Source organism: Pseudomonas aeruginosa, from assembly GCF_001457615.1.
Lineage (GTDB): Bacteria > Pseudomonadota > Gammaproteobacteria > Pseudomonadales > Pseudomonadaceae > Pseudomonas > Pseudomonas aeruginosa.
Genome location: NZ_LN831024.1, coordinates 4,524,819 through 4,549,951 on the forward strand (window position 1 = coordinate 4,524,819; position 25,133 = coordinate 4,549,951).

Consider the following 25,133-nt stretch of genomic DNA (forward strand, 5'->3'; position numbering starts at 1 on the left):
ACGACCTCTAGTAAGCCGTTCCACCCGTCCCCCCGGAGGCCTGCCCGGAAGCGGTGCGCTCGAGGTCGACGAGCAGTACGTGTTCGTGAGCGAGAACAAGGTCGAAACGAGCCTGTCCCAGCGCCTGGCCATCCTGCACGACGGACAGGTTTTCGATGGGCGTCAGGCGCAGCAGGCTGGCCTTCAGCACGCGCAGGCGCTCGCCGGCATTGCCTGACTGCAGCAGGCAGCAGGCATCCTGCAGGTACTGGTGCGCCCCGGGACCATGCCAGGTCAGGCGAAAGATGCTCTCGCAACTGGCCAGCAGGGACTCCTGCTCGCCACTGGCGGAAAACTCCCGCCGCACCTTGCCAAGCAGGCTCGAGGACTCCAGGCGCAAGGTCATGAAGGGGATGGCCGGCGGGGCCAGCAGTTGATCGGCATCGATGACGCTGCCGGCGGGCAGGCCGAACAACTGCCGCAACGTTTCGCGCAGGGCGGCGTGATCCAGGCGCACGGTTGCACTGGACATGGCGAACTCCTTTTTCAGGATGGATGGATGACGGACAGGCACCGACGCGGCGGATACAACCGCCGGCCAGGCCGGAGCGAAGTACGTTCGTTCAATGCAGGCGCAGGACCCGCGCCAGGTTGCCGCGCGCCTGCAACAGCAGGACCAGCAGCACCAGCAGTACCCCGAGCATCCACGGCGAGAGGTGCTCGGCACGATACAACCCGGCCACTATTCCCAGCGCCTGGCAGCCGGTGCACAACGCCAGCAGGTAGGCGCACAGGGAAACGCCGGGGCGGAAACGCGCGCCGGCGCGGCGATAGGTGATCAGGCGCATGCAGATCGCCGAGCAGACCAGCACGGTCAGGGTGGACAGCGGATCAACCATCGGACTTGCCTCCCCGGCGGCGCAACAGCCCGCGCATCCAGCTGGGCAGTTCGCCGCCACGCATCCACTCGAGCATGCCGATGCCGCCGGTCACGCAGAGGGTCGCGGCGACGAAGGCGGCCATGCCGCTGGTCTGGGTCAATCCGCGGCCGAGCGCCTCGATTCCGGCGTAATAGCCGCCGACCCAGGACACCAGCAGGTAGCCGAGGCGGGTCAGGGCGTTGTAGTCACGGGCGAACACGACAAAGAAGATGGCGCCGCCGAAGCCTCCCAGCAAGGCGTTGCCATCGATACCCGGCAGGTACATGGCCAGGCCGACGCCAGCCATTGCGCTGGCGGCGGAGGCCGCAGAGCTTGGCTCGGACATGGATGACTCCCGGAAATGCAAAGGCCCGCCGAAAAGGCGGGCCCGGAACGGCCGAAGCCCGCATCGGCGGGCTTCGGCCAGAGGAATTTCAATCGTGGAGAATTTATACCTTTATCGTCCCATAGCGTCAATATGGGAAAACCCGTTTTCATACAGAAATTTTTTTAGCGCTCGCCCACGATCCCCACCTCCGCCATCGGCTCCTCCAGCCGCTGCAAGGCCTGGCGCAGCAAAGCGACGACCCGCTCGCGCCATTCCTTGTCCCAGCGATGCAGGGTGCTCTTCGACAGCCCGCTGAGTCGCTCGATCTCGCGGATGCTCGACGGCGGACGACGGAACATGCGCATCAGCAAGGCCAGGGTTGCCCGCTGCTCGATCAGGTCGGCCCCGGGCTTCAGCCAGTCGCGCAAAGCCGCCAGGCCAAGGACGAAATCCCGCCCGCGGGCGAACTCGGCCCGCACCACCGCCAGCTCCAGTGGGTGCGCAGCCAGCTGGCGCTGGGCGAAACGCACGGTCATCACCGCCTGGGCCTGCCATTCGTGCGGACTCAAACCGCTGGGCAGGTGTTCGATGAAGCTGCGATCGAAGCGCTCGCGCAGGCCATCGATCACCATCGCCGTCGACGACTTCGGTCCCGGCTGGTGCTCGAACATCCAGTAGGCCACGGCCAGCGCCTGCTCGGTACTTTGAAACATGGTATTCCCTCCTTGGCCGGCCCACCTGGCTGGCCGCTCGCATTAGCCACCCGCAGTGGCTGTGTTGGGCCGCCGTCCTACCCGACGCGAGTAGGAAAGCGCTGAAATTATGGTAATACCCATATACGGACGCTTGCAATGCCACAGGCACACCCTTAGTCTTTCCACCTATGGAACTCAAAGATCGCATCAAGGCGGCGCGCAAGCACGCCCATCTCAGCCAGGTCCAGCTTGCCCAGGCGGTAGGCATGACCCAGACCTCCATTTCCGATCTGGAGCGCGGCAAGTCCCGCGCCACCAGCTTCGTCGCGCAGATCGCCGGCGCCTGCGGCGTCAACCCCCTGTGGCTGGCGGAAGGTCGTGGCGAGATGCTCGCCGAGCGCGGCCAGGCGAATGCAGGCCCCAATGCCAGTTGGCTTGGCGCAGTAGAGTCATGGGACGACGAAACGCCCCTGGATGCCGACGAGATCGAACTGCCCTTCTACAAGGAGATCGAGCTGTCCGGCGGCAAGGGCAGCACGGTGATCCTGCAGACCGGCGGGCGCAAGCTGCGCTTCGGCAAGTACACCCTGCGCAAGAAGAACATCGATCCGGCCAGTGCAGCCTGCGTCACGGTCAGCGGCAACAGCATGGAGCCGGTGCTGCCGGACGGCAGCACGGTAGGCGTGGACACTAGCGCGCGGACGATCAAGGACGGCGACATGTACGCCTTCGACCACGACGGCCAACTGCGCGTGAAACTGCTTTACCGCCTTCCAGGCGGCGGCCTGCGCATTCGCAGCTTCAACAGTGACGAGCATCCGGACGAGCGCTACGAGCCCCAGGAAGCCGCCGAGCACATCAACGTAATCGGCCGGGTGTTCTGGTACTCGGTGCTGGTCTGACCCCTTCCCGCCCCGCCTGACGACGGGGCCGCGTTCCGGCGGAAGAAAAATCCCGGGCAAAGAAAAAGGGCCTGCATTGCTGCAGGCCCTTTCGGTATGGCGCACTCAGGAGGATTCGAACCTCCGACCGCTCGGTTCGTAGCCGAGTACTCTATCCAGCTGAGCTATGAGTGCGTGTCGGTGCTTTTTCCGGCCACCTGCCGGTAACGCTTGTTTTACCGTGAAAGACCGCAACTGTCGATCCTTCGCTCGCCGAGCCCCTGACGAGAGGAACCCTTCGAAATATGGCGCACTCAGGAGGATTCGAACCTCCGACCGCTCGGTTCGTAGCCGAGTACTCTATCCAGCTGAGCTATGAGTGCGTCGTGGGGGCGCATTATAGATTGTGGATTTTATCCGTCAAGCGATTTTTTCAATCAAATCAGTAACTTAGTTACCAATATGGCTTTCGCCGCCTGAATCAACCTCTAACACTTGAATGGCGGAGAGGGGGGGATTCGAACCCCCGACACCCTTTTGAGGTGTACTCCCTTAGCAGGGGAGCGCCTTCGGCCACTCGGCCACCTCTCCGCAACACGGGGCGCATGATACCCATCTTTACCCCGTTTGCAAAGGGAAAATTAGATAAAAATTAATGGTTTGGCTCTTGATCTTTCTCTTTCTGGATGCGCTGGTAAATTTCCTCCCGGTGTACGGCGACTTCCTTCGGCGCGTTGACGCCGATGCGCACCTGGTTCCCTTTGACACCCAGTACCGTCACGGTGACGTCGTCACCTACCATCAGGGTCTCTCCGACCCGACGAGTCAGAATCAGCATTCCTTTCTCCTCACGCGAATATTTCAGGACAACAGTCTGCAAAAAAGAAATGGCGGCGGATCCGCAGAAATCAAGAGCGCGATCCTTCACCCAGTATTGACCAGTCCCGCCGGAATGAAAGTTCCTGCCAAACGGTCAAAAACGACAAAAGGCGCGGGGTTGCCGCGCCTTTCGCCTGTCAGCGTCACTCACCCTGTCGCGCCGGCGCGTCGAGCTCGAACGCCGTGTGCAGAGCACGTACCGCCAGTTCCAGGTACTTCTCTTCGATCACCACGGAAACCTTGATTTCCGAGGTGGAGATCATCTGGATGTTGATGCTTTCCTTGGCCAGCGCTTCGAACATGCGGCTGGCCACGCCGGCGTGCGAACGCATGCCGACGCCGACGATGGAAACCTTGGCGATGTTGGTGTCGCCGATGGCTTCGCGCGCGCCGATGTTGGCGGCGGTCTGCTTGAGGATTTCCAGGGCGTTCAGGTAATCGTTGCGATGCACCGTGAAGGTGAAGTCGGTGGTGTTATCGTGCGCCACGTTCTGCACGATCATGTCGACTTCCACATTGGCGGCACTGATCGGCCCGAGGATCTTGAAGGCCACGCCGGGGGTATCGGGTACGCCACGGATGGTCAGCTTGGCTTCGTCGCGGTTGAAGGCGATGCCGGAGATGATCGGCTGTTCCATGGATTCCTCTTCATCATCGATAGTAATGAGGGTGCCCGGACCCTCCTGGAAGCTGTGCAGCACGCGCAGCGGAACGTTGTACTTGCCGGCGAACTCGACCGCCCGGATCTGCAGCACCTTGGAACCGAGGCTGGCCATTTCCAGCATTTCCTCGAAGGTGATCTTGTCCAGCCGACGGGCCTGCGGCACTACGCGCGGATCGGTGGTGTAGACGCCGTCGACGTCGGTGTAGATCTGGCATTCGTCGGCCTTCAACGCCGCCGCCAGGGCCACCCCGGTGGTATCGGAACCGCCGCGGCCCAGCGTGGTGATGTTGCCGTTGCCGTCGACGCCCTGGAAACCGGCGACCACCACTACCCTGCCGGCCTTGAGGTCGGCGCGGATGTGGGTGTCGTCGATGTGCAGGATGCGCGCCTTGGTGTGCGCACTGTCGGTGAGGATACGCACCTGGTTGCCGGTATAGGAGACCGCCGGCACGCCGCGCTTGATCAGGGCCATGCTGAGCAGGGCGATGGTCACCTGCTCTCCGGTCGAGACCATGACGTCCAGTTCGCGCGGAACCGGCTGCTCCATGATCTGGTTGGCCAGGCCGATCAGACGGTTGGTCTCGCCGCTCATGGCGGATACCACCACGACGACGTCATCGCCCGCTTCGCGGAATTTCTTCACCTTCTCGGCCACCTGCTCGATACGCTCGACGGTGCCGACGGAGGTCCCTCCAAACTTCTGTACGATCAAAGCCATTTCAAACCGCCTGATTCCGTGAAGGGCGCCCTTTTGAACCTGCCACATTCTTTCGCTACCCGGACTGGCGGGGCGCACCGCCGGCCGGGCATCAAGGGGCGCTGGCCGCCCGGCCCCGCATCGCTCTGGCGCGGGGCCGGCATGGCATCAGAGCCCTTGCTCGACGAAGCGCTGGGCCAGGGCCAGGGCCTCGTCCAATTTCGCTGCATCGGTGCCGCCGCCCTGGGCCATATCCGGGCGTCCGCCACCTTTGCCACCAACTGCCGCCGCGGCTTGCTTCATAAGCTCGCCGGCCTTCAGTTGGCCGGTCAGGTCCTGGGTCACGCCTGCGACCAGTACGACCTTCCCGTCCAGCTCGCCGCCGAGCAGGATCACTGCGCGGCCGAGCTTGTTCTTCAACTGGTCGACCAGCGCCAGCAGCGCCTTGCCGTCCAGACCATCGAGGCGCGCGGCGAGTACCTTCGCGCCCTTGATTTCCACCGCCGCCGCCGAAAGATCGTCGCCGGCCGCGCTGGCAGCCTTGGCCTTGAGCTGTTCCAGCTCCTTCTCCAGCGAACGGTTGCGCTCCAGCAGGGCGCCGAGCTTGTCCAGCAGGTTGTCGCGACTGCCCTTGACCAGGCTGGCGGCTTCCTTGAGCTGCTCCTCGGCACCGTTCAGGTAGGCCAGCGCCGCCGCGCCGGTGACCGCCTCGATACGGCGTACGCCGGCAGCCACGCCACCCTCGCTGGTGATCTTGAACAGGCCGATGTCGCCGGTGCGGGATACGTGGGTGCCACCGCACAGCTCGACGGAGAAATCGCCGCCCATGCTCAGTACGCGCACCTGGTCGCCGTACTTCTCGCCGAACAGCGCCATGGCGCCCTTGGCCTTGGCGGTGTCGATATCGGTTTCCTCGGTCTCGACCTCGGTGTTGCGACGGATTTCGGCGTTGACGATATCCTCCAGGGCCTTCAGTTGTTCCGCCTTGATCGCCTCGAAGTGGCTGAAGTCGAAACGCAGGCGCTGGCTGTCCACCAGCGAGCCCTTCTGTTGTACGTGGTCGCCCAGTACCTGGCGCAGCGCGGCATGCAGCAGGTGGGTCGCGGAGTGGTTGAGCGCGGTGGCCTGGCGTACCGAGGCGTCGACCTCGGCCTTGACCGCGCCGCCGACGCTCAGGTTGCCCCGGGCGACCACGCCATGGTGCAGGTGCGCGCCGCCAGCCTTGGTGGTATCGCGCACGTCGAAGCGCACGCCAGCCGCCTCGAGGTAGCCACTGTCGCCGACCTGGCCGCCGGACTCGGCGTAGAACGGCGTCTGGTCGAGGACCACGACGCCCTCCTCGCCCTCCTCCAGGCGCTCGACGGCCTGGCCGTCCCTGAACAGCGCGACGATCTGCCCGGCGCCGGAGACGCCCTGATAGCCGAGGAAGCGGGTCTCGCCGTCGACCTTGACCAGGCTGTTGTAGTCCATGCCGAAGGCGCTGGAAGCGCGGGCGCGCTCGCGCTGGGCCTCCATCTCGCGCTCGAAGCCGTCCTCGTCGATGGTCAGCTCGCGCTCGCGGGCGATGTCATTGGTCAGGTCGACCGGGAAGCCATAGGTGTCGTACAGCTTGAACACCACGTTGCCGGGAATCACGCTGCCCTGCAGTTCGGCGAGGTCCTGTTCGAGGATCTTCAGGCCTTGCTCCAGGGTCTTGGCGAACTGTTCTTCCTCGGTCTTCAGCACGCGCTCGATGTGTGCCTGCTGTTGCTTCAGCTCGGGGAAGGCATCGCCCATCTCGGCGACCAGCGCTGCGACGATCTTGTGGAAGAAGGTGCCCCTGGCGCCCAGCTTGTTGCCGTGGCGGCAGGCGCGGCGGATGATCCGCCGCAAGACGTAGCCGCGACCCTCGTTGGACGGCAGTACGCCGTCGGCGATCAGGAAGCTGCAGGAACGGATGTGATCGGCTACCACCTTCAGCGACGGCGCGTCGTCGTTGGCGCAGCCGATGGCCTCGGCGGAGGCTTTCAGCAGGTTCTGGAACAGGTCGATCTCATAGTTCGAGTGCACGTGCTGGAGTACCGCGCTGACGCGCTCCAGGCCCATGCCGGTGTCCACGCTCGGCGCCGGCAGCGGGTGCATGACGCCGTCCGCGGTGCGGTTGAACTGCATGAACACGTTGTTCCAGATCTCGATGTAGCGGTCGCCGTCCTCTTCCGGCGAACCGGGCGGGCCGCCCCAGATCTCCGGCCCATGGTCGAAGAAGATCTCGGTGCAGGGACCGCAAGGTCCGGTATCGCCCATCGCCCAGAAGTTGTCGGACGCATAGGGCGCGCCCTTGTTGTCGCCGATCCGCACCATACGCTCGGCGGGCACGCCGACTTCCTTGGTCCAGATGTCGTAGGCCTCGTCGTCGGTGGCGTAGACGGTGACCCAGAGCTTTTCCTTGGGCAGGTTCAGCCATTTCTCGCCGGTGAGGAACTCCCAGGCGTAATGGATGGCGTCGCGCTTGAAATAGTCGCCGAAGCTGAAGTTACCCAGCATTTCGAAGAAGGTGTGGTGCCGCGCGGTGTAGCCGACGTTTTCCAGGTCGTTGTGCTTGCCGCCGGCGCGCACGCATTTCTGGCTGGTGGTCGCACGGGTGTAGGCGCGCTTTTCCAGGCCGAGGAAGCAGTCCTTGAACTGGTTCATGCCCGCGTTGGTGAACAGCAGGGTCGGATCGTTCGCCGGGATCAGCGAACTGGAAGCGACACGGGTGTGTCCCTTCTCTTCGAAGAAGCGGAGGAAGGCTTCACGGATTTCAGCGCTTTTCATAGGTTCTTCCACGGAAAATTGGCGGCCACGAATCGCCGGCAAAGGGCCGCATTATATCGGCCCTTGGGCAAGGTTGTAGTGTATTTGCGCGATAGTTATTGCCTATTGCCGACCTTTTCGCTTATGAGCGACGAAAGGCCGCGAAGGCATCCAGTACTTGTCCTATGGACTCGGCGGAAACGTCCAGGTGGGTGACCAGGCGCAAACGCGCCGCCGCGCTGATCCGCACCTCGCGCTCGGCGAGGAAGTCGCGCAGCGCGACCGCCCGCTCGCCGACATCGACATAGACCATGTTGGTCTGCACCGGCTCCACCGCATAGCCCAGTTCGCGCAGCCCGTCGCCCAGGCGCGCGGCGTTGGCGTGGTCGTCGGCCAGGCGTGCCACCTGGTGATCGAGGGCGTACAGGCCGGCAGCCGCCAGCAGACCGGCCTGGCGCATCCCGCCGCCGACCATCTTGCGCCAGCGACGGGCCTTGCCGATCAGTTCGACGCTGCCGCAAAGCACCGAGCCCACCGGCGCACCGAGGCCCTTGGACAGGCACACCGACACCGAGTCGAAGTGCCGGGTGATTTCGCTGGCGTCTACGCCCAGCTTCACCGCCGCGTTGTACAGGCGCGCGCCATCCAGGTGCAGGGCCAGGCCACGCGCGCGAGTGAAAGCGCGCGCCGCGGCCAGGTAGTCGAGCGGCAGCACCTTGCCCTGCATGGTGTTTTCCAGGGCCAGCAGGCGGGTCCTGGCGAAATGGAAGTCGTCGGCCTTGATCGCCGCCGCGACCTTGTCCAGGTCGAGCGATCCGTCGGCCTCGCCGTCGATCGGCTGCGGCTGGATCGAGCCCAGCACCGCGGCACCGCCGCCCTCGTATTTGTAGGTATGCGCCTGCTGGCCGACGATGTATTCGTCGCCGCGCTCGCAGTGGGCCATCAATCCGAGCAGGTTGCTCATGGTCCCGGTCGGTACGAAGAGCGCCGCGGCGAAGCCCAGGCGCGCCGCCAGTTCGGCCTCCAGGCGGTTGACCGTAGGGTCCTCGCCATAGACGTCGTCGCCCAGTTCGGCCGCGGCCATGGCTTCGCGCATGCCGGCGGTGGGCTGGGTGACGGTGTCGCTGCGCAGGTCGATGACAGGCACGGAGGGCTCCTCGGTTCGGCGGAAAAGCCCGATCCTACGGCGCTCTACCGACAGCCACAAGGGAAGTCGGGAAATCTTCCCGGCCGCAACGGAAACGGAGCGCCGAAGCGCTCCGTCATGATCGAGAGGGAAGGCCGATACGCCTCAGAGCTTGGCCGGCACCACCAGGATTCCGGCACGCAGGCCGTTCTTCACCCGTGGATTGGGGAAGATGATGCGCGCGCCGACCTCGTCCACCACCCAGCGCGTGCCGCCGATATCCTCGGCCAACAGGTAGCCCGGCGAGAGTTCGGTGAAGTTGGCCACGTCGTCGTCGAGGTGCAGGCGGAAGTGGTCGCTGTGCTTGATCACCTCGCGCGACACGCTGAACAGCTTGAGGCCGTCGAGCCGGGAGCCGTCCGGCTGTTCCTCGCTGCCGTCGATCAGCAGCTCCAGGCTCCGCTCCAGGCGCTCCAGGTTGACCTCCTGGTTCTCTCCGAACGGACGTGCCTTGCCCAGTTCCAGGGTAAAGGCCTCGGCGCCGAGCTGGCCGTAGGTGTAGGCGCTGAAGGTGATGCCCGGCTTGTTCTGCAACAGCACCGCCTCGATGCCGGCGTCGCGCAGGCGGGCCAGTTCGCTGCGGGAATGCTGGCGGCCCTCGGCCCAGGGGTAGAGGGCGAACTGCTCGATCTTCGAGCCGCGGATCGCGGTATGCAGGTCGTAGTGCAGGTGGACTCGCTCGGTCTTGCTGAAGAACACCTGGGCCAGGCGCTCCAGCTCGGCGGCACGGAAGGCCTCGTTGCCACTGCCCTCCTCGTGGCGACCGTTGAACAGGCGGTTCATGTCCTGTTCGACGTAGCGCTCGCCGCGGCGGATGGCTTCGGGGTTGCCGAACAGGAAGAGGACCCTGGCGGCAGGCTTGAGGGTGCCAGCGGCGACCTTGCGGATCAGCCGTTCGAGCAGTTCGATGGGCGCGGTCTCGTTGCCGTGGATACCGGCCGAGAGCAACAGGTCGACGCCGTTATCGCGGGCGCCGATCGGCGTGACTTCCAGCGCGCCCTCGGCCAGCCAGTGCAGGCGGGTGCCGTCGGCGGTGAGCTGGATCTTCTCGGTCGGCTCGCGGCCGGCCAGGGTCAAGTCGAGCAGTTTGCCGAGGGCGAGCATGGGATGTCCTCAGTCAGTGGGTGTGGTCGCAGCCGCAGTCGGGGCCGTGCTCGTGGTCGTCGCCCTCTTCGATCGGCTCCATCTCCAGTTGCAGGCTGACCAGGTTGGTCGCCATCGGCCGCAGCAGCAGGTTGGTGTATTCGGTATCGCCGTCTTCGACGTCGACGCCGATCAGCAACTGGCCGTTGCCGGCTTGCTGGACCCACACTTCCTTGCCCTGCCAGACCACGGCGAAACGGGTGCAGGAAGTTTCCAGCTGGGTGCCGTCGGTATCTTCGAGGATCAGTTGCAGGCTATCGGACATGGTGGCGAGGCTCTCAATCGAGTTGGAAGGAATAAACCGAGCCCAGTTTAAGGATCTGCGTCAGTTCATCCAATGCCGTCCGGCACTCCAGCAGCAGTTGGGGGTCGGCCAGGTCGGTCTCGCTCAGGCGGTCGCGGTAGTGCCGGTCGACCCAGGCTACCAGCGTGTCGTACAGGCCGGCGCTCATGATCACCCCCGGATTCACCGCCGCCAGCTCCCGTTCCTGCAGCGCCACGCGCAAGCGCAGGCAAGCCGGACCGCCGCCGTTCTGCATGCTCTGCTTGAGGTCGAAGACCTTCACTTCGCGGATCGGACCGTCGTCGCCGGTGAGCTGGTCCAGGTAGTTCCAGACCCGCGGGTTGTTCCGACACTCCTCCGGTACCACCAGCAGCATCGAACCGTCGGCCTTCGACAGCAGTTGGCTGTTGAACAGGTAGGACTTCACCGCGTCCTCCACCGCGACCTGGTCGCGCGGCACGCAGATGGCGCGGAAGCGGCCGCCGCGGCGGCCCAGCTTGTCGTGCAGTTCGGCAAGGACCTTCTCGGTATCGAGGAAGGCGTCCTCGTGATGGAACAGCACCTCGCCATTGCCCACCGAGATCACATCGTTGTGGAACACGCCCTGGTCGATCACCGCCGGGTTCTGTTGAGCGTAGACCACTCCGGCCTCGCTCAGCCCGTGCAGACGCGCGACGGCCTGGCAGGCTTCCAGGGTCTGGCGCGCCGGATAGCGTTGCGGCGCCGGGAAGCGACTGTCGAAGGCGCTGCGACCGAAGACGAAGAACTCCACGCCGGCATCGCCATAGTCCTTGCAGAAGCGCGTGTGGTTGGCCGCGCCTTCGTCGCCGAACTGGCTCACTGCCGGCAGCGCCGCGTGATGGGCGAAATGCCGCTCGTCGTTGAACATCGCCGCCAGCACGCGGCTGGTGGTGGGATGCTCGATGGATCGGTGGAACTTGCAGTTCAGGTTGGCCGCGGTGAAATGCACGCGGCCATCGGCGGTGTCGGCACTCGGGCTGACCGTGGCGGCATTGGCGGTCCACATGCTCGACGCCGAGCTGCAGGCGGCGAGGAGAGGCATCGCTTCCTTCGCCGCGCGGCGGATCACCTCCTCGTCGCTGCCGGAGAAGCCCAGGCTACGCAGCGCAGCGGTATCCGGGCGGGCTTGCGGAGCGAGTACCCCCTGCTTGAAACCCATCTCCATCAGCGCCTTCATCTTCGCCAGGCCCTGCTTCGCCGCTTCCTTCGGGTTGGACACCGCCTGGCTGTTGCTTTGCGAAGCGACATTGCCGTAGGACAGGCCGCCGTAGTTGTGGGTCGGGCCGACCAGGCCGTCGAAATTCACTTCATGGGCATTCATAGGCTGATCCCGGGAGTCAGGGTGGCAGGAAGGGACACGCTGGGGCTTTCCAGCGAGGCGACCGGATAGGCGCAGTAATCGGCGGCGTAGTAGGCGCTCGGCCGGTGGTTGCCGGACGCGCCGATACCGCCGAACGGCGCGCTGCTGGCGGCGCCGGTGAGCTGCTTGTTCCAGTTGACGATGCCGGCGCGGCTTTCCACGAGGAACTGCTCGAAACGCTCGCGGGAATCCGACAGCAACCCGGCGGCCAGGCCGTACTGGGTGGCGTTGGCTTCACGGATCGCCGCAGCGAAATCGGAGTAGCGGATCACTTGCAACAGCGGCCCGAAGAACTCTTCGTCCGGTCGCTCGGCCACCGCGCTGACGTCGAGGATGCCCGGGGTCAGCAGGGCGGCGCCGTCGATCGGCTGGGTCATCGCCAGCAGCGGCTGTGCGCCCTTGCCGATCAAATGCTCCTGGGCCTTGAGCAGGTGCTCGGCGGCGCTCAGCGAAATCACCGCGCCCATGAACGGCGCCGGCTGTTCGTCGAAGCGACCGACCCGCAGGGTAGCGCTGACCGCCACCAGGCGCGCCAGCAGTGCGTCGCCCCAGGCGCCCTGCGGCACCAGCAGGCGGCGGGCGCAGGTGCAACGCTGGCCGGCGGAGATGAAGGCGGACTGGATGATGGTGTAGACGGCGGCGTCGAGGTCGGCGACCTCCTCCACCACCAGCGGGTTGTTGCCGCCCATCTCCAGCGCCAGGATTTTCTGCGGCTGGCCGCCAAACTGGCTGTGCAGCAGGTTGCCGGTGCGACTGGACCCGGTGAAGAACAGACCGTCGAGCCCACGGTGGGCGGCCAGCGCGACGCCGGTTTCGCGACCGCCCTGGACCAGGTTGAGCACGCCGGCCGGCAGGCCGGCCTGGATCCAGGCCTTGAGCGTCAGCTCGGCGACCTTCGGGGTCAGCTCGCTGGGCTTGAACACCACGCAGTTACCGGCCAGCAGCGCCGGGACGATATGCCCGTTGGGCAGGTGGCCGGGGAAATTGTAGGGACCGAATACCGCCACCACGCCATGCGGCTTGTGCCGTAGCACGGCGGTAGCGTCGGCCAGCGGACCGGATTTCTCGCCGGTGCGCTCGCGGAACGCCTGCACCGAGATCGCCACCTTGCTGACCATGCTGGTCACTTCGGTGGCCGACTCCCACAGCGGCTTGCCGGTTTCCTCACCGATCACTCGGGCCAGCTCGTCGGCGCGGGACTTGAGGGTCGCAGCGAAGCGCTCGAGCAACTCGATGCGCTGCTCCAGCGGGCGCCGCGCCCAGGCCGGGAAGGCCTCGCGGGCGGCGCGCACGGCAGCGTCGACCTGGGTGGCGTCAGCGCCGCGCCCGGACCAGACCACGCCCTGGCCAACCGGGTCGAGGGACTCCAGGGTCTCGCCCTGGCCCGCCAGCCACTGGCCGGCAATGTAATGGGTACTCATCATCGACTCCTCGGGCGCCCTCGCCGGGACGCCTCCATCAGGCTTTCAACCGCGCTTCTGCGCCGACAGCGGCACCGCGCGTACCGAGGCGCCGGCCGACAGGCGCAGGCGCTTGGCAGTCAGCGGATCGACCACCAGGGTGCCGGCGGCGGCCCGCGCCGGCGCGGCGGTGATGCGACAGTCTTCGCGCTTGCGGTTGTGGATCAGGTAGGGCTCGGCGTCGTCGCCGGGAGTGCCCACCGCCAGCACCAGGTTCTGGCTCTCGGCGATGGCGCGGATCTTGTCGGTCTCGGCCTCGATCGCCGGGCCGGCGTCGAAGATGTCGACGTAGCCCTGGTAGCTGAAGCCCTCGGCCTTGAGCATGGCCAGCGCCGGCTCGGTGTTCGGATGGACGCGGCCGATCACCCCGCGCGCCTCCTCGGAGAGGAAGCAGGTATAGAGCGGGAACTTCGGCATCAGCTCGGCGATGAAGGCCTTGTTGCCGACCCCGGTGAGGTAGTCGGCCTGGGAGAATTCCATCTTGAAGAAGTGCCGGCCGAGGCTTTCCCAGAATGGCGAACGCCCCTCCTCGTCGGACATGCCGCGCATCTCGGCGATCAGCTTGTCGCCGAACAGGTGGCGGAATTCGGCGATGAACAGGAAGCGCGCGCGCGACAGCAGCTTGCCGTTGAGGCCGCTGCGGTGGTCGGCGTGGAGGAACAGCGAGCACAGCTCGGAATTGCCGGTCAGGTCGTTGGCCAGGAACAGCGTGGGGATCTCGCGATGGATGTTGAGTTCCTGCGAGGCGCTCACGGTGAGGCCGACCCGGTAGTTGTACCAGGGTTCGCGAAGCCCCACCGCTCCGGCGATGGCGGAGATGCCGACGACCTTGCCGGCGTCGTCCTCGAGGACGAACAGGTAGTCGGCGTCGCCGCGTTCGGCCTCGCCGCGGAAGGCCTTCTCGGCCCAGCTGACGCGATGCTGCAGGCGCTGCTCGTTGGCCGGCAGGGTGGTCAGGCCGGTGCCGGTGCTGCGCGCCAGCTCGATCAGGGCCGGCAGGTCGGCGCTGGTAACAGGACGTACGATCATGACTGGCTCCTTCAGACCGCTACCAGGCGCACGCTGGCGCCTTCGCCGACGCCCAGGGCCTCGGCGGCTTCAACACTCAGGGCCACCGGCTTGCCGGGCGCCCAGTCCAGGTCCAGCACGACCGCGCGGAAGTCCTGCAACTGGCCGTTGGTGACCAGGTATGGACGCCCGCTCTTCGGCGCCTCGCCGATCTTCACCGGAACCACCCGGCTCTGGGCGATCGAGCGAATCCCCGAGGTACGCGCGTGCAGGGTCGGGCCGCCATCGAAGATGTCGATGTAGTTGTCGGTCTCGAAGCCTTCGCGCATCAGGATATCGAAGGTGATCTGCGCTCGCGGGTGGACCTGGCCCATGGACTCCTGGGCGGCATCCGGCAACAGTGGCACATAGATCGGATAGTGCGGCATCAGTTCGGCGAGGAAGGTGCGGCTCTTCAGCCCGGAGAGCTTTTCCGCCTCGATGTAGTTCAGGTCGAAGAAGTTGCGCCCGACCGCGTTCCAGAACGGCGATTCGCCCTGCTCGTCGCTGTAGCCGACGATCTCCACCACCACCGCGTCGGCGAAGCGCTCCGGATGGCTGGCCATGAACAGCAGGCGACCGCGCGAGTTGAGTTCGGCGTAGACGCTCTGCACCAGGTCGCGCTGTACGTAGAAACTGGTCAGCAGACTGTTGCCGGTAAGGTCGTGGCACAGCGAGAGGACATGGATCTTGTTGTGGATCGACAGCGAGCGCGAGGCGTGCACGAAGGTTTCGTTGCGGAAGCTGTAGAACGGTTCCGAGAACCCGGCCGAGGCGACGATCGCCGAGCAGCCGACCAGCTCGCCGCTGGCGCTGTCCTCGAGGACGAAGAAATAGCTTTCCTCGCCGTTGTAGCTCACCTCCGCGGCGAACGAGGCCTCGGAAGCGAGGATCTTGTCGCGCAGGCGTTCGGCGTCATCCGGCAAGGACGTGACGCCTACCGGGCTGTCCGCCGCCAGACGCTGCACCTGTGGCAGGTCGGCCGCTTGGGCGGGGCGCATCACCAACATGGCGTCACTCCTTTCTCAGACAACGATGATTGCCGCATCCATGCGCGGGACCGCGGCACCTTCCTGTGCCACGGTTTCGAACGTCCAGCAGGGAAGATCCCGCGCCACGCACGGCGGCACGGTTCCCGGCTCCGGCGCGGGCCGCTCCGGGATGTCGCATCGGGTGCCCCGGCCTGCGCCGGGGCCCCGTGGGTTCGCTCAGCCGCGGACCAGCTTGGCCACGGCGCGCTCGAAGCGCTCCAGGCCTTCGTCGATCTCGGCGTCGTCGATCACCAGGCTCGGCGCGAAGCGCACCACGTCCGGGCTGGCCTGGAGCACCATGACCGCCTCTTTCTCGGCGGCGTTGAGCACATCCCTGGCCTTGCCCTTCCACTCGTCGGTCAGCGCCGCACCGATCAGCAGGCCCATGCCGCGGATCTCGTCGAAGATGCCGTACTCCTGGCCGATCTTCTGCAGGCGGGACTTGAAGCGCTCATGCTTGGCCTTCACGCCATCCAGCACTTCCGGGGTATTGATCACGTCCAGCGCCGCCTCGGCCACCGCCGAGGCCAGCGGGTTGCCGCCGTAGGTGGTGCCGTGGGTGCCGACCGAAAGGTGCTTGGCGATCTCGCCGGTGGTCAGCATCGCACCGATAGGGAAGCCGCCGCCCAGGCTCTTGGCACTGGAGAGGATGTCCGGGACCACGCCGTAGTGCATGTAGGCGAACAGCTCGCCGACCCGGCCCATGCCGCTCTGGACCTCGTCGAAGACCAGCAGCGCGTTGTGCTCGTCGCACAGCTTGCGCGCCCCTTCCAGGTAGGCCTGCTGCGCCGGCAGCACGCCGCCCTCGCCCTGGATCGGTTCCAGCACCACGGCGCAGGTCTTGTCGGAGATCGCCGCCTTCAGCGCTTCCAGGTCGTTGTAGGGAACGTGGGTGATACCCTCGAACTTGGGCCCGAAGCCATCGGAATACTTGGGCTGGCCGCCGACGTTGACGGTGAACAGGGTGCGCCCGTGGAAGCTGTTGCTGGCGGCGATGATCTCGTACTTCTGCGGGCCGTAGACATCGTTGGCGTAGCGGCGAGCCAGCTTGAAGGCCGCCTCGTTGGCCTCGGCGCCGGAGTTGGCGAGGAACACCCGCTCGGCGAAGGTGGCGTCCACCAGCTTGCGCGCCAGGCGCAGGGCCGGCTCGTTGGTGAAGACGTTGGAAACGTGCCAGATGCGCTGGGCCTGCTCGGTGAGCGCCTTGACCAGCGCCGGATGCGCGTGGCCCAGGGAGGTCACGGCGATGCCGCCGGCGAAATCGATCAGTTCGCGGCCGCTCTGGTCCCAGACGCGCGATCCCTCGCCTCGCACCGGGATGAAGGCGGCGGGGGCGTAGTTGGGGACCATATACCGGTCGAAATCGGCACGTTCTACCTGCGCATGGGGAGCGGACATCGGTGTTTCTCCTGCCTGAAGGCGGCTATCGATGAAAGGATTGTAGGGATTGGGACCGGGCCGGCATTGCCGCCATGCGACAACTTGTTATAGCGCCAACCCGGGAATTTCCGCGGCTTTCGGAAATGCGACAGAAAGCATCGGGAAGGCGCAGTGTAAACGCGCGATGCACTCGGGTGCATACTTCTTCTACGCCGCCCCGCGGGCGGGAACAGCAGGGAAACAAGCCATGCCCATCGAGGGAATCGACTACCGTCTCGTCTTCGCCTCCGACGTCAATCCGCGCGACGGCCTCGGCCTGGAGTGCTGGCGCGGCGAACAGCCGCTGTTCGAGGTCTTTCGCGACGACGCCGGCCGGCGTTTCGTGGTCAACCTGTTCGCCAGCGACGTTCCGCTGGAACTGCTGGAGGCGATCATTCCGACGGCCCGTCGCGAACTCGGCGACTTCCCGAGGCGATCCGCCTCCCGGGGCGTCGCAAAGCCCGGCTGAAACCGCCGCGCCGTTGGCGATCAGCCGCGTTCGACGGGAGTGAAGGTCGTCTCGAAGGCGCTGCCGCCGCGCCGCTGGTTGCGGTCCTCGCGCGGAGTGACGCCGAAGAAGTTGCGGTAGGCGCTGGAGAAATGCGGCCCGGAAGAGAAACCGCAGGACAGGCCGATCTGGATGATCGACTTGCTGGTCTGCATCAGCATCTGCCGCGCGCGGTTCAGGCGCAGCTCCAGGTAGTACTGGCTGGGTACGCGGTTCAGGTATTGCTTGAAGATCCGTTCCAACTGGCGCCGCGAAACACACACATGCTGGGCGATCTCGTCGGTGGTCAGTGGCTCCTCGATATTGGCTTCCATCAGCAGTACCGCCTGGGTCAGCTTCGGATGGCTGGAGCCGAGGCGATTCTTCAGCGGGATGCGCTGGCGCTCGTTGCCTTCGCGAATGCGCTCCACCACCAGCTCTTCCGAGACCGCGCCGGCCAGTTCAGCGCCATGGTCGCGGGACAGCAGCGCCAGCAGCAGGTCGAGTACCGCCATGCCGCCGCAGGCGGTCATGCGGTCGCGATCCCACTCGAACAGGTGGTTGGTGGCGATGACCTTGGGGAAGCGCTCGGTGAAGTCATCGTGCCAACGCCAGTGCACCGCGGCGCGATAACCGTCGAGCAGGCCGAGCTGGGCCAGCGGGTAGATGCCGGCGGACAGCGCGCCGATCGCCGCTCCCGAACGCGCCAGTTGCTTGAGCGCCAGGCCCAGCGCTGGCGACACCGCCGCCGGCGCCTCGTCGGCGACCAGGAACAGCCGCGAGCATTGCTCCAGCCTGCCGTTCCAGGCCGTTCCCGGCAGGCGCCAGCCCTCCTCTTCGGCCGGCGCTTCGGCGAGCAGGAACAGCGGCTCGTAGAGCGCCTCGGGGTGCAACCGCCGGGCCGCCCGCAGGGCTTCCTCGGCAAGCGATAGCGTCAGCGCGCGGGTGGCGGGCCAGAGGAGGAAACCGATGCGTTGGGGTTGGGCAGTCATGGGAGCAGCTTAGCCGGCCTCTGCGATGAATGTTACTTGAGGCTGCCGGAGAGGAACTGCTTGAGGCGGTCCGACTGCGGGTTGGCGAGGACTTCCTTCGGGCAGCCGTGTTCCTCGACCAGGCCCTTGTGCAGGAACACCAACTGGTTCGACACCTCGCGGGCGAAACCCATCTCGTGGGTCACCACCACCATGGTGCGGCCTTCCTGGGCCAGGTCCTGCATGACCTTCAGCACTTCGCCCACCAGCTCGGGGTCGAGCGCCGAGGTCGGCTCGTCGAACAGCATCACTTCCGGCTCCACCGCCAGCGCCCGGGCGATCGCCACGCGCTGCTGCTCGCCGCCGCTCATGTGCGCCGGGTAGGCGTCCTTGCGGTGCGCCACGCCGACCTTGGCCAGGTAGTGCTCGGCCTTCTCGATGGCTTCCTTCTTCGACACGCCGAGCACATGCACGGGCGCCTCGATGACGTTCTCCAGAGCGCTCATGTGCGACCACAGGTTGAAATGCTGGAACACCATCGACAGGCGCGAGCGCATACGCTGCAACTGGCGAGAGTCGGCGGCCTTCAGCGCGCCGTCGCGGCCGGGCACCAGCTTCAGCTCCTCGCCGTTGAGCAGGATCTTGCCGGCGTGCGGCTGTTCCAGCAGGTTGATGCAGCGCAGGAAGGTGCTCTTGCCGGAACCGCTCGAGCCGATGATGCTGATCACGTCGCCCGCTTTCGCCGCCAGCGAGACGCCCTTGAGCACCTCGTGGCTACCGTAGCGCTTGTGCAGGTCTTGGACTTCCAGTTTGTACATGTGTGTGTTCTCGGCTAATCAGTCGCTGAGCAAGCGTCCCTGACGGATCGGTTGACGACCGGCCACCTTGGCCAGCCAGAGTCCCGGCTGCGCGTAGCGCATCCGTTCGATGGCGAAAAGCACGCCGGAAACCCCGGCGCACACGGTGCTGGCACGGTCGGCCAGGGGATCGATGACCTGGAACAGCGGTTCGCCCGCCTCCACCCATTCGCCCGGCCGGCGCAGGAAACTCACCACGCCGGTATGCGGCGCGTGGACGTATTCGGTGCCTTCGAAGGGCAAGCCTTCGCAGCAGGCTTCGGGCGCCGCCGGCCATTCGCCCTCGACGAAGCCCTGCTCGGCGAGGAAGGCCAGGATCGCCGCGGCGTTGGCCTCGGCCTGCTGCGCCGTGGTATCGGCCTGGCCGCCGAGTTCGACGGTGGTCGCCAGGCAGGCCAGCGGCAGCTCGGCGCGCGGATACAGGCGCGACAGGCGCAGCCACGGCACCGAGCAGGCCTCGTCGAAGGAACCGCCGCCGGACTCCTCGGCGAGCAGCCCGACAGCGGCGCCCAGGCGTGCGGCCAGGGAGGCGAAGGTGGGCCATTGTTGCGGCAGGGTATAGAGATGGATGGCGGCCTCGAAGTCGCAATGCAGGTCGAGCACCAGGTCGGCGTCGCAGGCGTGGCGATAGAGCACGCGCTGCATGCCCTCCAGTTCCGAGGTCGCCGGCGGCAGGGCGTCCAGCGCCGCGCGCAGGGCCTGGCGGACCAGCGCGACATTGGCCGCCGGATCGCTGCCGAGACGCTCGCCGACGCTGTCGATCACCGCGTCCAGCAGGTCGGGGAAATCGCGATTGAAGTTGCGCCCGCTGCTCATTTCGAAGCGCCCCTGGTGCAGCGCCTGGATCATCTGCCCGAGACCGACCGGATTGGCCACCGGCACCAGCTCGACGGTGCCGCGCAGGCGGCCTTCCGCCTCCAGCAGGCGCAACCGCTGCTTCAGCTCCCAGGCGGTGCGCATGCCCGGCAGCTCGTCGGCGTGCAGGCTGGACTGGATGTAGACCTTGCGCGCGCCGCAGCCGAAGCGGAACACGCTCAGGCGCTTCTCGCTTCCCAGGGTGCTCCACGGCAGCAGGTGGTCGATACGCTCCATGCGGTCCTCCGGATCAGGATTTGCGCGGCGCCAGGTAGGCCAGCCAGCGGCGCTCGGCAAGCTTGAACAGGCGCACCAGGATGAAGGTCAGGCACAGGTAGAACAGGCCAGCGGTGATGAACGCCTCGAACGGCAGGTAGTACTGCGAGTAGACGGTCCGCGCGGCGCCGGTGATGTCCACCAGGGTGACGATGGACGCCAGGCTGGTGGTCTGCAGCATCATGATCACTTCGTTGCTGTACTGCGGCAGGGCGCGCCGCAGTGCCGACGGCAGGAGGATGCGGCGGTACATCTTCAGGCGCGACATGCCCATCGCCTTGGCCGCCTCGATCTCGCCATGGGGCGTGGCCTTCAGGCTACCGGCGAGGATCTCGGCGGTATAGGCGCTGGTGTTGATGGCGAACGCCAGGCAGGCGCAGAAGGAGGCGTTCGACAACCAGGGCCACAGCGCGCTCTCGCGCACCGCGTCGAACTGCGCCAGGCCGTAGTAGATCAGGAACAGCTGGACCAGCATCGGCGTGCCGCGGATCACGTAGGTGTAGAGCCAGGCCGGGAAGTTCACCAGCGGCTGCTTGGAGACCCGCATCAGCGCCAGCGGCACCGCCAGCAGCAGGCCGATCAGCAGGGAGATCGAGAGCAGCTTGAGGGTGACCAGCAGGCCGTCGAAATAGAGCGGAAGGCTGTCCCAGATGACGGAGAAATCGAAGATCACGATAGGGCCCCTTGACTCACAGTTCCGCGGTTTTCACGCCGACCGAATAGCGGCGTTCGAGCAGGCGCAGCAACAGCAGCGACACGCTGGTCACCAGCAGGTACAGGCCGGCCACGGCGAGGTAGTAGGTGAACGGCTCGCGGGTCGCATCGGAGGCCTGCTTGGCCTTGAACATCATGTCCTGCAGGCCGACCACGGAAATCAGCGCGGTGGCCTTGACCAGCACCAGCCAGTTGTTGGTGAAGCCGGGGATCGCCAGGCGGATCATCTGCGGCACCTGGATGCGGAAGAACACCTGGCGGTGGCTCATGCCGTAGGCGTAGCCGGCCTCGCCCTGCCCCTTGGGAATCGCCATGAAGGCGCCGCGGAAGGTCTCCGAGAGATAGGCGCCGAAGATGAAGCCGAGGGTGCCGACGCCGGACACGAAGGGATTCAGGTCGATGTAGTCGTCGTAGCCGAGTTGCGGGGCGACCCAGTTCAGCAGGCCCTGGCCGCCGTAGAAGATCAGCAGGATCAGCACCAGGTCGGGGATGCCGCGCACTACCGTGGCGTACAGGTCGCCGCACCAGGCCAGCCAGCGCACCGGCGACAGGCGGAAGGCCGCGCCCAGCAGGCCGAGGACGATGGCCAGGAGCATGGAAAGCAGGGCCAGCTGGAGAGTCAGCCAGGCGCCATCGACGATGGTCGCACCGTAGCCAGTGATCATCAAAACGGTACCTCTATGCAGCTAATGCAGCGCTAAAGCAGTGGCGTCCAGTCAATAAAAAAGTGGCACAAACAGCGCGAGGCGTCGCGGACGTTTGTGCCACCTCTGACGGATAGCGTCAGTTCGAACCGTAGACGTCGAAGCTGAAGTACTTGTCCTGGATCTGCTTGTACTTGCCGTTGGCGCGCAGCGCGTCGATGGCCGCGTTGAACTTGCCGGCCAGCTCGCTATCGCCCTTGCGCACGGCGATGCCGACGCCTTCGCCGAAGTACTTGGCATCGGTCAGTTGCGGACCGACGAAGGCGTAGCCCTTGCCGGCATCGGTCTTGAGGAAGCCGTCCTCGAGGTTCACCGAGTCGGCGACCACCGCGTCGAGGCGACCGGCCACCAGGTCCATGTTGGCTTCCTGCTGGGAGTTGTAGCGCACCACTTCGACGCCGGCCGGGGTCAGTTCGGCGGAGGCGTAGCGGTCGGCGGTACTGCCACGCAGCACGCCGGCCTTCTTGCCCTTCAGGTCGGCCTTGGGATCGTTGAGGCTGGCGCCTTCCTTCATCACGAAGCGCGCCGGGGTGTTGTAGTACTTGTTGGTGAAGTCGACCGAACGCTTGCGCTCGTCGGTGATGGTCATCGACGAGAGGATCGCATCGATCTTGCGCACCTTGAGTGCCGGGATCAGGCCGTCGAACTCCTGCTCGACCCACTTGCACTGCACCTTCATCTCTTCGCAGAGGGCATTGCCGATATCCACGTCGAAGCCTGCCAACTGGCCGTCCGGGGTCTTCAGCGAGAACGGCGGGTAGGCCGCCTCGATGCCGATGCGCACCGGCTTGTCGGCGGCGAAAGTGGGCAGGGAGAGCACGGACAGCGCCAGGGCGCCGAGAAGTGCGAGCTTCTTCATCTGGAACTCCTTCGAAGGGGATGGCATCGATTGGCAGGAGAAATAGAACCTTGCCCAGGCTGCCGACGGATATGCGTGATCACCGGCTCTTGCGCATGGCGCCTTCTCGTGGACAGGGCGCCAGCTGGGGTGAGCGGCATTCTAGCGACAGGCCGAAAGTGGTTATTTCTTCAATGCGACAACTAATTATAAAAGCACCGAAGAGGGCATTCGGCGATATTGACAGGCAGCGACATTTGTGCCCGGAAAGCGCGAAGTGTAATCAATGAGTAAAGCAAATCTCAAGCCATAAATTGCCAATTCCTTCTCCTTCAATGGCTTGGCCGCTACGACTCGCCTCGACTGCTACCCCGTGTCGCACCTTGGCTGTGCGTGGCGTTTCCTCTCGCCCCAATTATGCGCAGGCGCGCATCACCGAAGTGTTACCGCCGCCCCATTCCCGGCGCGAGCCCATTCGAAACGCCCTCCTCCTCGGCCCGCGCCAAATGAAAGACCCCGCGCGGCTCGCACCGCGCGGGGTCGTTTCGGATCAGGCGGAAGTCAGGCGGCCTGCATCGAGCGATGGGTCTCGATCAGGTGCTGGACCACGCCCGGGTCGGCAAGGGTGGAGATGTCGCCGAGGGTGTCGTACTCGGCCGCGGCGATCTTGCGCAGGATGCGCCGCATGATCTTGCCCGAACGGGTCTTCGGCAGTCCCGGCGCCCACTGGATCACATCCGGCGTGGCGATCGGACCGATCTCGCGGCGAACCCATTGCTTCAGCTCCTGGCGCAGCGCCTCGCTCGGCTCGACCCCGGAGTTGAGGGTGACGTAGACATAGATGCCCTGCCCCTTGATGTCGTGCTGCATGCCGACCACCGCCGCCTCGGCGACCTTCGGGTGGGCGACCATCGCGCTTTCCACCTCGGCGGTGCCCATGCGGTGGCCGGAGACGTTGAGCACGTCGTCGACCCGCCCGGTGATCCAGTAGTAGCCGTCCTCGTCGCGGCGCGCGCCGTCGCCGGTGAAGTACATGCCCTTGAAGGTCTTGAAGTAGGTGTCGACGAAGCGGTCATGGTCGCCGAACAGGGTCCGCGCCTGGCCCGGCCAGGAGTCGAGGATCACCAGGTTGCCCTCGGCGGCGCCCTCGATCAGGTTGCCGAGGTTGTCCACCAGCGCCGGGACCACGCCGAAGAACGGCTTGGCCGCGGAGCCCGGCTTCATCGCATGGGCGCCCGGCAACGGGGTCATCAGGCAGGCGCCGGTCTCGGTCTGCCACCAGGTGTCGACGATCGGGCAGCGCGACTGGCCGACGGTCTCGTAGTACCACTGCCAGGCTTCCGGGTTGATCGGCTCGCCCACCGAACCGAGCAGACGCAGGCTGGAACCGTCGGCACCGGCCACCGCCGCCTTGCCTTCGGCCATCATCGCGCGGATCGCGGTCGGCGCGGTGTAGAGGATGTTGACCTTGTGCTTGTCGATGATTTTCGCCACGCGGGTCACGTCGGGGTAGTTCGGCACGCCCTCGAACAGAATGGTGGTGGCACCGTTGGCCAACGGGCCATAGACGATGTAGGTGTGGCCGGTGACCCAGCCGATGTCGGCGGTGCACCAGTAGACTTCGCCCGGACGGTAGTCGAAGACCCGCTCGTGGGTCAGCGAGGCGTACACCAGGTAGCCGCCGGTGGTATGCAGCACGCCCTTCGGCTTGCCGGTGGAGCCGGAGGTGTAGAGGATGAACAGCGGGTCCTCGGCGCCCATTTCCTTGGGTGCGCAAGTGCTGCCGGCAACCTTCATCAGGTCGTCGTACCAGACGTCGCGGTGCTGGTTCCACTTGATCTCCGCACCGGTACGCTTGCAGACGATGATCTTCTGCACGCTGGAGGTTTCCGGGTTGGTCAGGGCGTCGTCGACATTGGCCTTCAGCGGAGTGCGCTTGCCGCCGCGCACGCCTTCGTCGGCGGTGATCACCACCTTCGACTTGCAATCGATGATGCGTCCTGCCAGGGCCTCGGGGGAGAAGCCGCCGAAGACCACCGAGTGGATCGCGCCGATGCGGGTGCAGGCGAGCATGGCGACCACGGCCTCGGGGATCATCGGCATGTAGATGGTCACTACGTCGCCGCGGTGCACGTCCTGCCCGCGCAGGGCGTTGGCGAACTTGCAGACCTGCTCGTGGAGCTGGCGGTAGGTGATTTCCTGGTGGTCGGCGGGATCGTCGCCTTCCCAGATGATCGCCACCTGGTCGCCGCGTTCGGCGAGGTGACGGTCGAGGCAGTTGTGCGACACGTTGAGGGTGCCGTCGGCGAACCACTTGATGTCCACGTGATGGTCGTCGAAGGAGGTCTGCTTGACCTTCTCGAACGGCTTGATCCAGTCGATCCGCTGGGCCTGCTCGCGCCAGAAGCCGTCGGGGTTGACGACGGACTGCTGGTACATCGTCTTGTAGGTGGCTTCGTCGGTGAAGGTCCGTGCCACCGCTTCTGGGTGCACGGGGTACAGGGATGCCGCAGACATGGCTTTAACCTCGGTACGTGAGTGTTGTTTTTGTTGTGCCCAGTTGTAGCGAGCGCACACCCCACGAACCATACGACCATGGTCTTACCACTGCGCGACAGCGCCGATCGTAGCTATAAGCCGCGCCGATCGTAGCCTTGCGCCGGGCG

General features: G+C 65.7%; 24 protein-coding genes and 3 tRNA genes. 2 read left to right on the forward strand and 25 right to left on the reverse strand.

The window, feature by feature from the left end; translation table 11 throughout:
* Positions 1 to 7: 7 nt before the first annotated feature.
* The 4 genes from AT700_RS20770 to AT700_RS20785 form a co-directional block, all read right to left on the reverse strand.
* Entirely contained in the window at positions 8 to 511 is a 504-nt protein-coding gene (locus AT700_RS20770) for an LIC_12616 family protein (protein WP_004353266.1), read from the reverse strand.
* Between the two features lie 91 nt (positions 512 to 602).
* Positions 603 to 878, reverse strand: a complete 276-nt coding sequence (locus tag AT700_RS20775; protein WP_003085989.1) for a phage holin family protein — start codon at positions 876 to 878, stop codon at positions 603 to 605.
* Positions 871 to 1,245 carry a phage holin family protein gene (locus AT700_RS20780; protein ID WP_003104765.1) on the reverse strand — a complete coding sequence of 125 codons (375 nt, stop codon included), beginning with the start codon at positions 1,243 to 1,245 and terminating at the stop codon, positions 871 to 873. The genes AT700_RS20775 and AT700_RS20780 overlap by 8 nt, the downstream gene beginning before the upstream one ends.
* A 164-nt stretch (positions 1,246 to 1,409) precedes the next feature.
* On the reverse strand, positions 1,410 to 1,940 hold the full coding sequence (locus AT700_RS20785) for a hypothetical protein (protein WP_003159664.1): 531 nt from the start codon (positions 1,938 to 1,940) through the stop codon (positions 1,410 to 1,412).
* Between the two features lie 170 nt (positions 1,941 to 2,110).
* Between AT700_RS20785 and alpR the strand changes: the two genes are divergently transcribed.
* The gene (gene alpR, locus AT700_RS20790) at positions 2,111 to 2,824 is read left to right on the forward strand and encodes a transcriptional regulator AlpR (protein WP_003085982.1); all 714 of its coding nucleotides are present in this window, start codon (positions 2,111 to 2,113) and stop codon (positions 2,822 to 2,824) included.
* Between the two features lie 97 nt (positions 2,825 to 2,921).
* On the opposite strand, the gene AT700_RS20795 is transcribed toward alpR, so the two are convergent.
* The 14 genes from AT700_RS20795 to aruC form a co-directional block, all read right to left on the reverse strand.
* Positions 2,922 to 2,998, reverse strand: a tRNA-Arg gene (locus tag AT700_RS20795).
* A gap of 111 nt (positions 2,999 to 3,109) precedes the next feature.
* Positions 3,110 to 3,186: transfer RNA gene (locus tag AT700_RS20800), tRNA-Arg, on the reverse strand.
* Positions 3,187 to 3,303: 117 nt separating this feature from the next.
* Positions 3,304 to 3,394: transfer RNA gene (locus AT700_RS20805), tRNA-Ser, on the reverse strand.
* Positions 3,395 to 3,455: 61 nt separating this feature from the next.
* Positions 3,456 to 3,641 (reverse strand): carbon storage regulator CsrA, encoded by a 186-nt coding sequence (gene csrA / locus AT700_RS20810; protein ID WP_003085981.1) that lies wholly within the window; start codon positions 3,639 to 3,641, stop codon positions 3,456 to 3,458.
* A gap of 184 nt (positions 3,642 to 3,825) precedes the next feature.
* On the reverse strand, positions 3,826 to 5,064 hold the full coding sequence (locus AT700_RS20815; RefSeq protein ID WP_003085971.1) for an aspartate kinase: 1,239 nt from the start codon (positions 5,062 to 5,064) through the stop codon (positions 3,826 to 3,828).
* A gap of 147 nt (positions 5,065 to 5,211) precedes the next feature.
* Entirely contained in the window at positions 5,212 to 7,836 is a 2,625-nt protein-coding gene (alaS, locus tag AT700_RS20820) for an alanine--tRNA ligase (protein WP_003112602.1), read from the reverse strand.
* Positions 7,837 to 7,957: 121 nt separating this feature from the next.
* Positions 7,958 to 8,962, reverse strand: a complete 1,005-nt coding sequence (gene ltaE, locus AT700_RS20825) for a low-specificity L-threonine aldolase (protein ID WP_003111717.1) — start codon at positions 8,960 to 8,962, stop codon at positions 7,958 to 7,960.
* Positions 8,963 to 9,106: 144 nt separating this feature from the next.
* Entirely contained in the window at positions 9,107 to 10,105 is a 999-nt protein-coding gene (gene astE / locus AT700_RS20830; protein WP_003112605.1) for a succinylglutamate desuccinylase, read from the reverse strand.
* 13 nt (positions 10,106 to 10,118) lie between these two features.
* Positions 10,119 to 10,409 carry a hypothetical protein gene (locus AT700_RS20835; RefSeq protein ID WP_003085959.1) on the reverse strand — a complete coding sequence of 97 codons (291 nt, stop codon included), beginning with the start codon at positions 10,407 to 10,409 and terminating at the stop codon, positions 10,119 to 10,121.
* A 13-nt stretch (positions 10,410 to 10,422) separates the two neighbouring features.
* Positions 10,423 to 11,769, reverse strand: a complete 1,347-nt coding sequence (astB, locus tag AT700_RS20840) for an N-succinylarginine dihydrolase (RefSeq protein WP_003085956.1) — start codon at positions 11,767 to 11,769, stop codon at positions 10,423 to 10,425.
* Entirely contained in the window at positions 11,766 to 13,232 is a 1,467-nt protein-coding gene (gene astD / locus AT700_RS20845; protein WP_025982318.1) for a succinylglutamate-semialdehyde dehydrogenase, read from the reverse strand. Before astD ends, astB begins: the two co-directional genes overlap by 4 nt.
* A gap of 42 nt (positions 13,233 to 13,274) precedes the next feature.
* Positions 13,275 to 14,297 carry an arginine N-succinyltransferase gene (gene astA, locus AT700_RS20850; RefSeq protein WP_003112607.1) on the reverse strand — a complete coding sequence of 341 codons (1,023 nt, stop codon included), beginning with the start codon at positions 14,295 to 14,297 and terminating at the stop codon, positions 13,275 to 13,277.
* A gap of 11 nt (positions 14,298 to 14,308) precedes the next feature.
* Positions 14,309 to 15,325 (reverse strand): arginine/ornithine succinyltransferase subunit alpha, encoded by a 1,017-nt coding sequence (gene aruF / locus AT700_RS20855; RefSeq protein WP_003085950.1) that lies wholly within the window; start codon positions 15,323 to 15,325, stop codon positions 14,309 to 14,311.
* A gap of 198 nt (positions 15,326 to 15,523) precedes the next feature.
* A complete protein-coding gene (aruC, locus tag AT700_RS20860) occupies positions 15,524 to 16,744 on the reverse strand; it encodes a bifunctional succinylornithine transaminase/acetylornithine aminotransferase (protein ID WP_003112608.1) in 1,221 nt (406 codons plus the stop codon).
* Positions 16,745 to 16,910: 166 nt separating this feature from the next.
* Here aruC and AT700_RS20865 point away from each other — a divergent pair, with 166 nt between their 5' ends.
* A complete protein-coding gene (locus tag AT700_RS20865; protein ID WP_003134266.1) occupies positions 16,911 to 17,234 on the forward strand; it encodes a hypothetical protein in 324 nt (107 codons plus the stop codon).
* A 20-nt stretch (positions 17,235 to 17,254) separates the two neighbouring features.
* On the opposite strand, the gene argR is transcribed toward AT700_RS20865, so the two are convergent.
* The 7 genes from argR to acs form a co-directional block, all read right to left on the reverse strand.
* On the reverse strand, positions 17,255 to 18,244 hold the full coding sequence (argR, locus tag AT700_RS20870) for a transcriptional regulator ArgR (RefSeq protein WP_003085944.1): 990 nt from the start codon (positions 18,242 to 18,244) through the stop codon (positions 17,255 to 17,257).
* 32 nt (positions 18,245 to 18,276) lie between these two features.
* Entirely contained in the window at positions 18,277 to 19,041 is a 765-nt protein-coding gene (aotP, locus tag AT700_RS20875; RefSeq protein ID WP_003085940.1) for an arginine/ornithine transport ATP-binding protein AotP, read from the reverse strand.
* An 18-nt stretch (positions 19,042 to 19,059) separates the two neighbouring features.
* The gene (locus tag AT700_RS20880; RefSeq protein WP_048521393.1) at positions 19,060 to 20,172 is read right to left on the reverse strand and encodes a M14 family metallopeptidase; all 1,113 of its coding nucleotides are present in this window, start codon (positions 20,170 to 20,172) and stop codon (positions 19,060 to 19,062) included.
* A gap of 13 nt (positions 20,173 to 20,185) precedes the next feature.
* Positions 20,186 to 20,884, reverse strand: a complete 699-nt coding sequence (locus tag AT700_RS20885; protein ID WP_003085936.1) for an ABC transporter permease — start codon at positions 20,882 to 20,884, stop codon at positions 20,186 to 20,188.
* A 16-nt stretch (positions 20,885 to 20,900) separates the two neighbouring features.
* A complete protein-coding gene (locus AT700_RS20890) occupies positions 20,901 to 21,590 on the reverse strand; it encodes an ABC transporter permease (protein WP_003085934.1) in 690 nt (229 codons plus the stop codon).
* Positions 21,591 to 21,708: 118 nt separating this feature from the next.
* Positions 21,709 to 22,488: an ABC transporter substrate-binding protein gene (locus AT700_RS20895; protein WP_003085932.1), complete on the reverse strand. Its 780-nt coding sequence runs from the start codon at positions 22,486 to 22,488 to the stop codon at positions 21,709 to 21,711.
* 540 nt (positions 22,489 to 23,028) lie between these two features.
* Positions 23,029 to 24,984, reverse strand: a complete 1,956-nt coding sequence (gene acs / locus AT700_RS20900) for an acetate--CoA ligase (protein WP_003110260.1) — start codon at positions 24,982 to 24,984, stop codon at positions 23,029 to 23,031.
* Between the last annotated feature and the right edge of the window lie 149 nt (positions 24,985 to 25,133).

Bases quoted from the DNA above. Each gene is read 5' to 3' on its own strand.
- AT700_RS20770 (WP_004353266.1), bottom strand. From the start codon at position 511: ATGTCCAGTGCAACCGTGCGCCTGGATCACGCCGCCCTGCGCGAAACG.
- AT700_RS20775 (WP_003085989.1), bottom strand. From the start codon at position 878: ATGGTTGATCCGCTGTCCACCCTGACCGTGCTGGTCTGCTCGGCGATC.
- AT700_RS20780 (WP_003104765.1), bottom strand. From the start codon at position 1,245: ATGTCCGAGCCAAGCTCTGCGGCCTCCGCCGCCAGCGCAATGGCTGGC.
- AT700_RS20785 (WP_003159664.1), bottom strand. From the start codon at position 1,940: ATGTTTCAAAGTACCGAGCAGGCGCTGGCCGTGGCCTACTGGATGTTC.
- alpR (WP_003085982.1), top strand. From the start codon at position 2,111: ATGGAACTCAAAGATCGCATCAAGGCGGCGCGCAAGCACGCCCATCTC.
- csrA (WP_003085981.1), bottom strand. From the start codon at position 3,641: ATGCTGATTCTGACTCGTCGGGTCGGAGAGACCCTGATGGTAGGTGAC.
- AT700_RS20815 (WP_003085971.1), bottom strand. From the start codon at position 5,064: ATGGCTTTGATCGTACAGAAGTTTGGAGGGACCTCCGTCGGCACCGTC.
- alaS (WP_003112602.1), bottom strand. From the start codon at position 7,836: ATGAAAAGCGCTGAAATCCGTGAAGCCTTCCTCCGCTTCTTCGAAGAG.
- astE (WP_003112605.1), bottom strand. From the start codon at position 10,105: ATGCTCGCCCTCGGCAAACTGCTCGACTTGACCCTGGCCGGCCGCGAG.
- AT700_RS20835 (WP_003085959.1), bottom strand. From the start codon at position 10,409: ATGTCCGATAGCCTGCAACTGATCCTCGAAGATACCGACGGCACCCAG.
- astB (WP_003085956.1), bottom strand. From the start codon at position 11,769: ATGAATGCCCATGAAGTGAATTTCGACGGCCTGGTCGGCCCGACCCAC.
- astD (WP_025982318.1), bottom strand. From the start codon at position 13,232: ATGATGAGTACCCATTACATTGCCGGCCAGTGGCTGGCGGGCCAGGGC.
- astA (WP_003112607.1), bottom strand. From the start codon at position 14,297: ATGATCGTACGTCCTGTTACCAGCGCCGACCTGCCGGCCCTGATCGAG.
- aruF (WP_003085950.1), bottom strand. From the start codon at position 15,325: ATGTTGGTGATGCGCCCCGCCCAAGCGGCCGACCTGCCACAGGTGCAG.
- aruC (WP_003112608.1), bottom strand. From the start codon at position 16,744: ATGTCCGCTCCCCATGCGCAGGTAGAACGTGCCGATTTCGACCGGTAT.
- AT700_RS20865 (WP_003134266.1), top strand. From the start codon at position 16,911: ATGCACTCGGGTGCATACTTCTTCTACGCCGCCCCGCGGGCGGGAACA.
- argR (WP_003085944.1), bottom strand. From the start codon at position 18,244: ATGACTGCCCAACCCCAACGCATCGGTTTCCTCCTCTGGCCCGCCACC.
- aotP (WP_003085940.1), bottom strand. From the start codon at position 19,041: ATGTACAAACTGGAAGTCCAAGACCTGCACAAGCGCTACGGTAGCCAC.
- AT700_RS20880 (WP_048521393.1), bottom strand. From the start codon at position 20,172: ATGGAGCGTATCGACCACCTGCTGCCGTGGAGCACCCTGGGAAGCGAG.
- AT700_RS20890 (WP_003085934.1), bottom strand. From the start codon at position 21,590: ATGATCACTGGCTACGGTGCGACCATCGTCGATGGCGCCTGGCTGACT.
- AT700_RS20895 (WP_003085932.1), bottom strand. From the start codon at position 22,488: ATGAAGAAGCTCGCACTTCTCGGCGCCCTGGCGCTGTCCGTGCTCTCC.
- acs (WP_003110260.1), bottom strand. From the start codon at position 24,984: ATGTCTGCGGCATCCCTGTACCCCGTGCACCCAGAAGCGGTGGCACGG.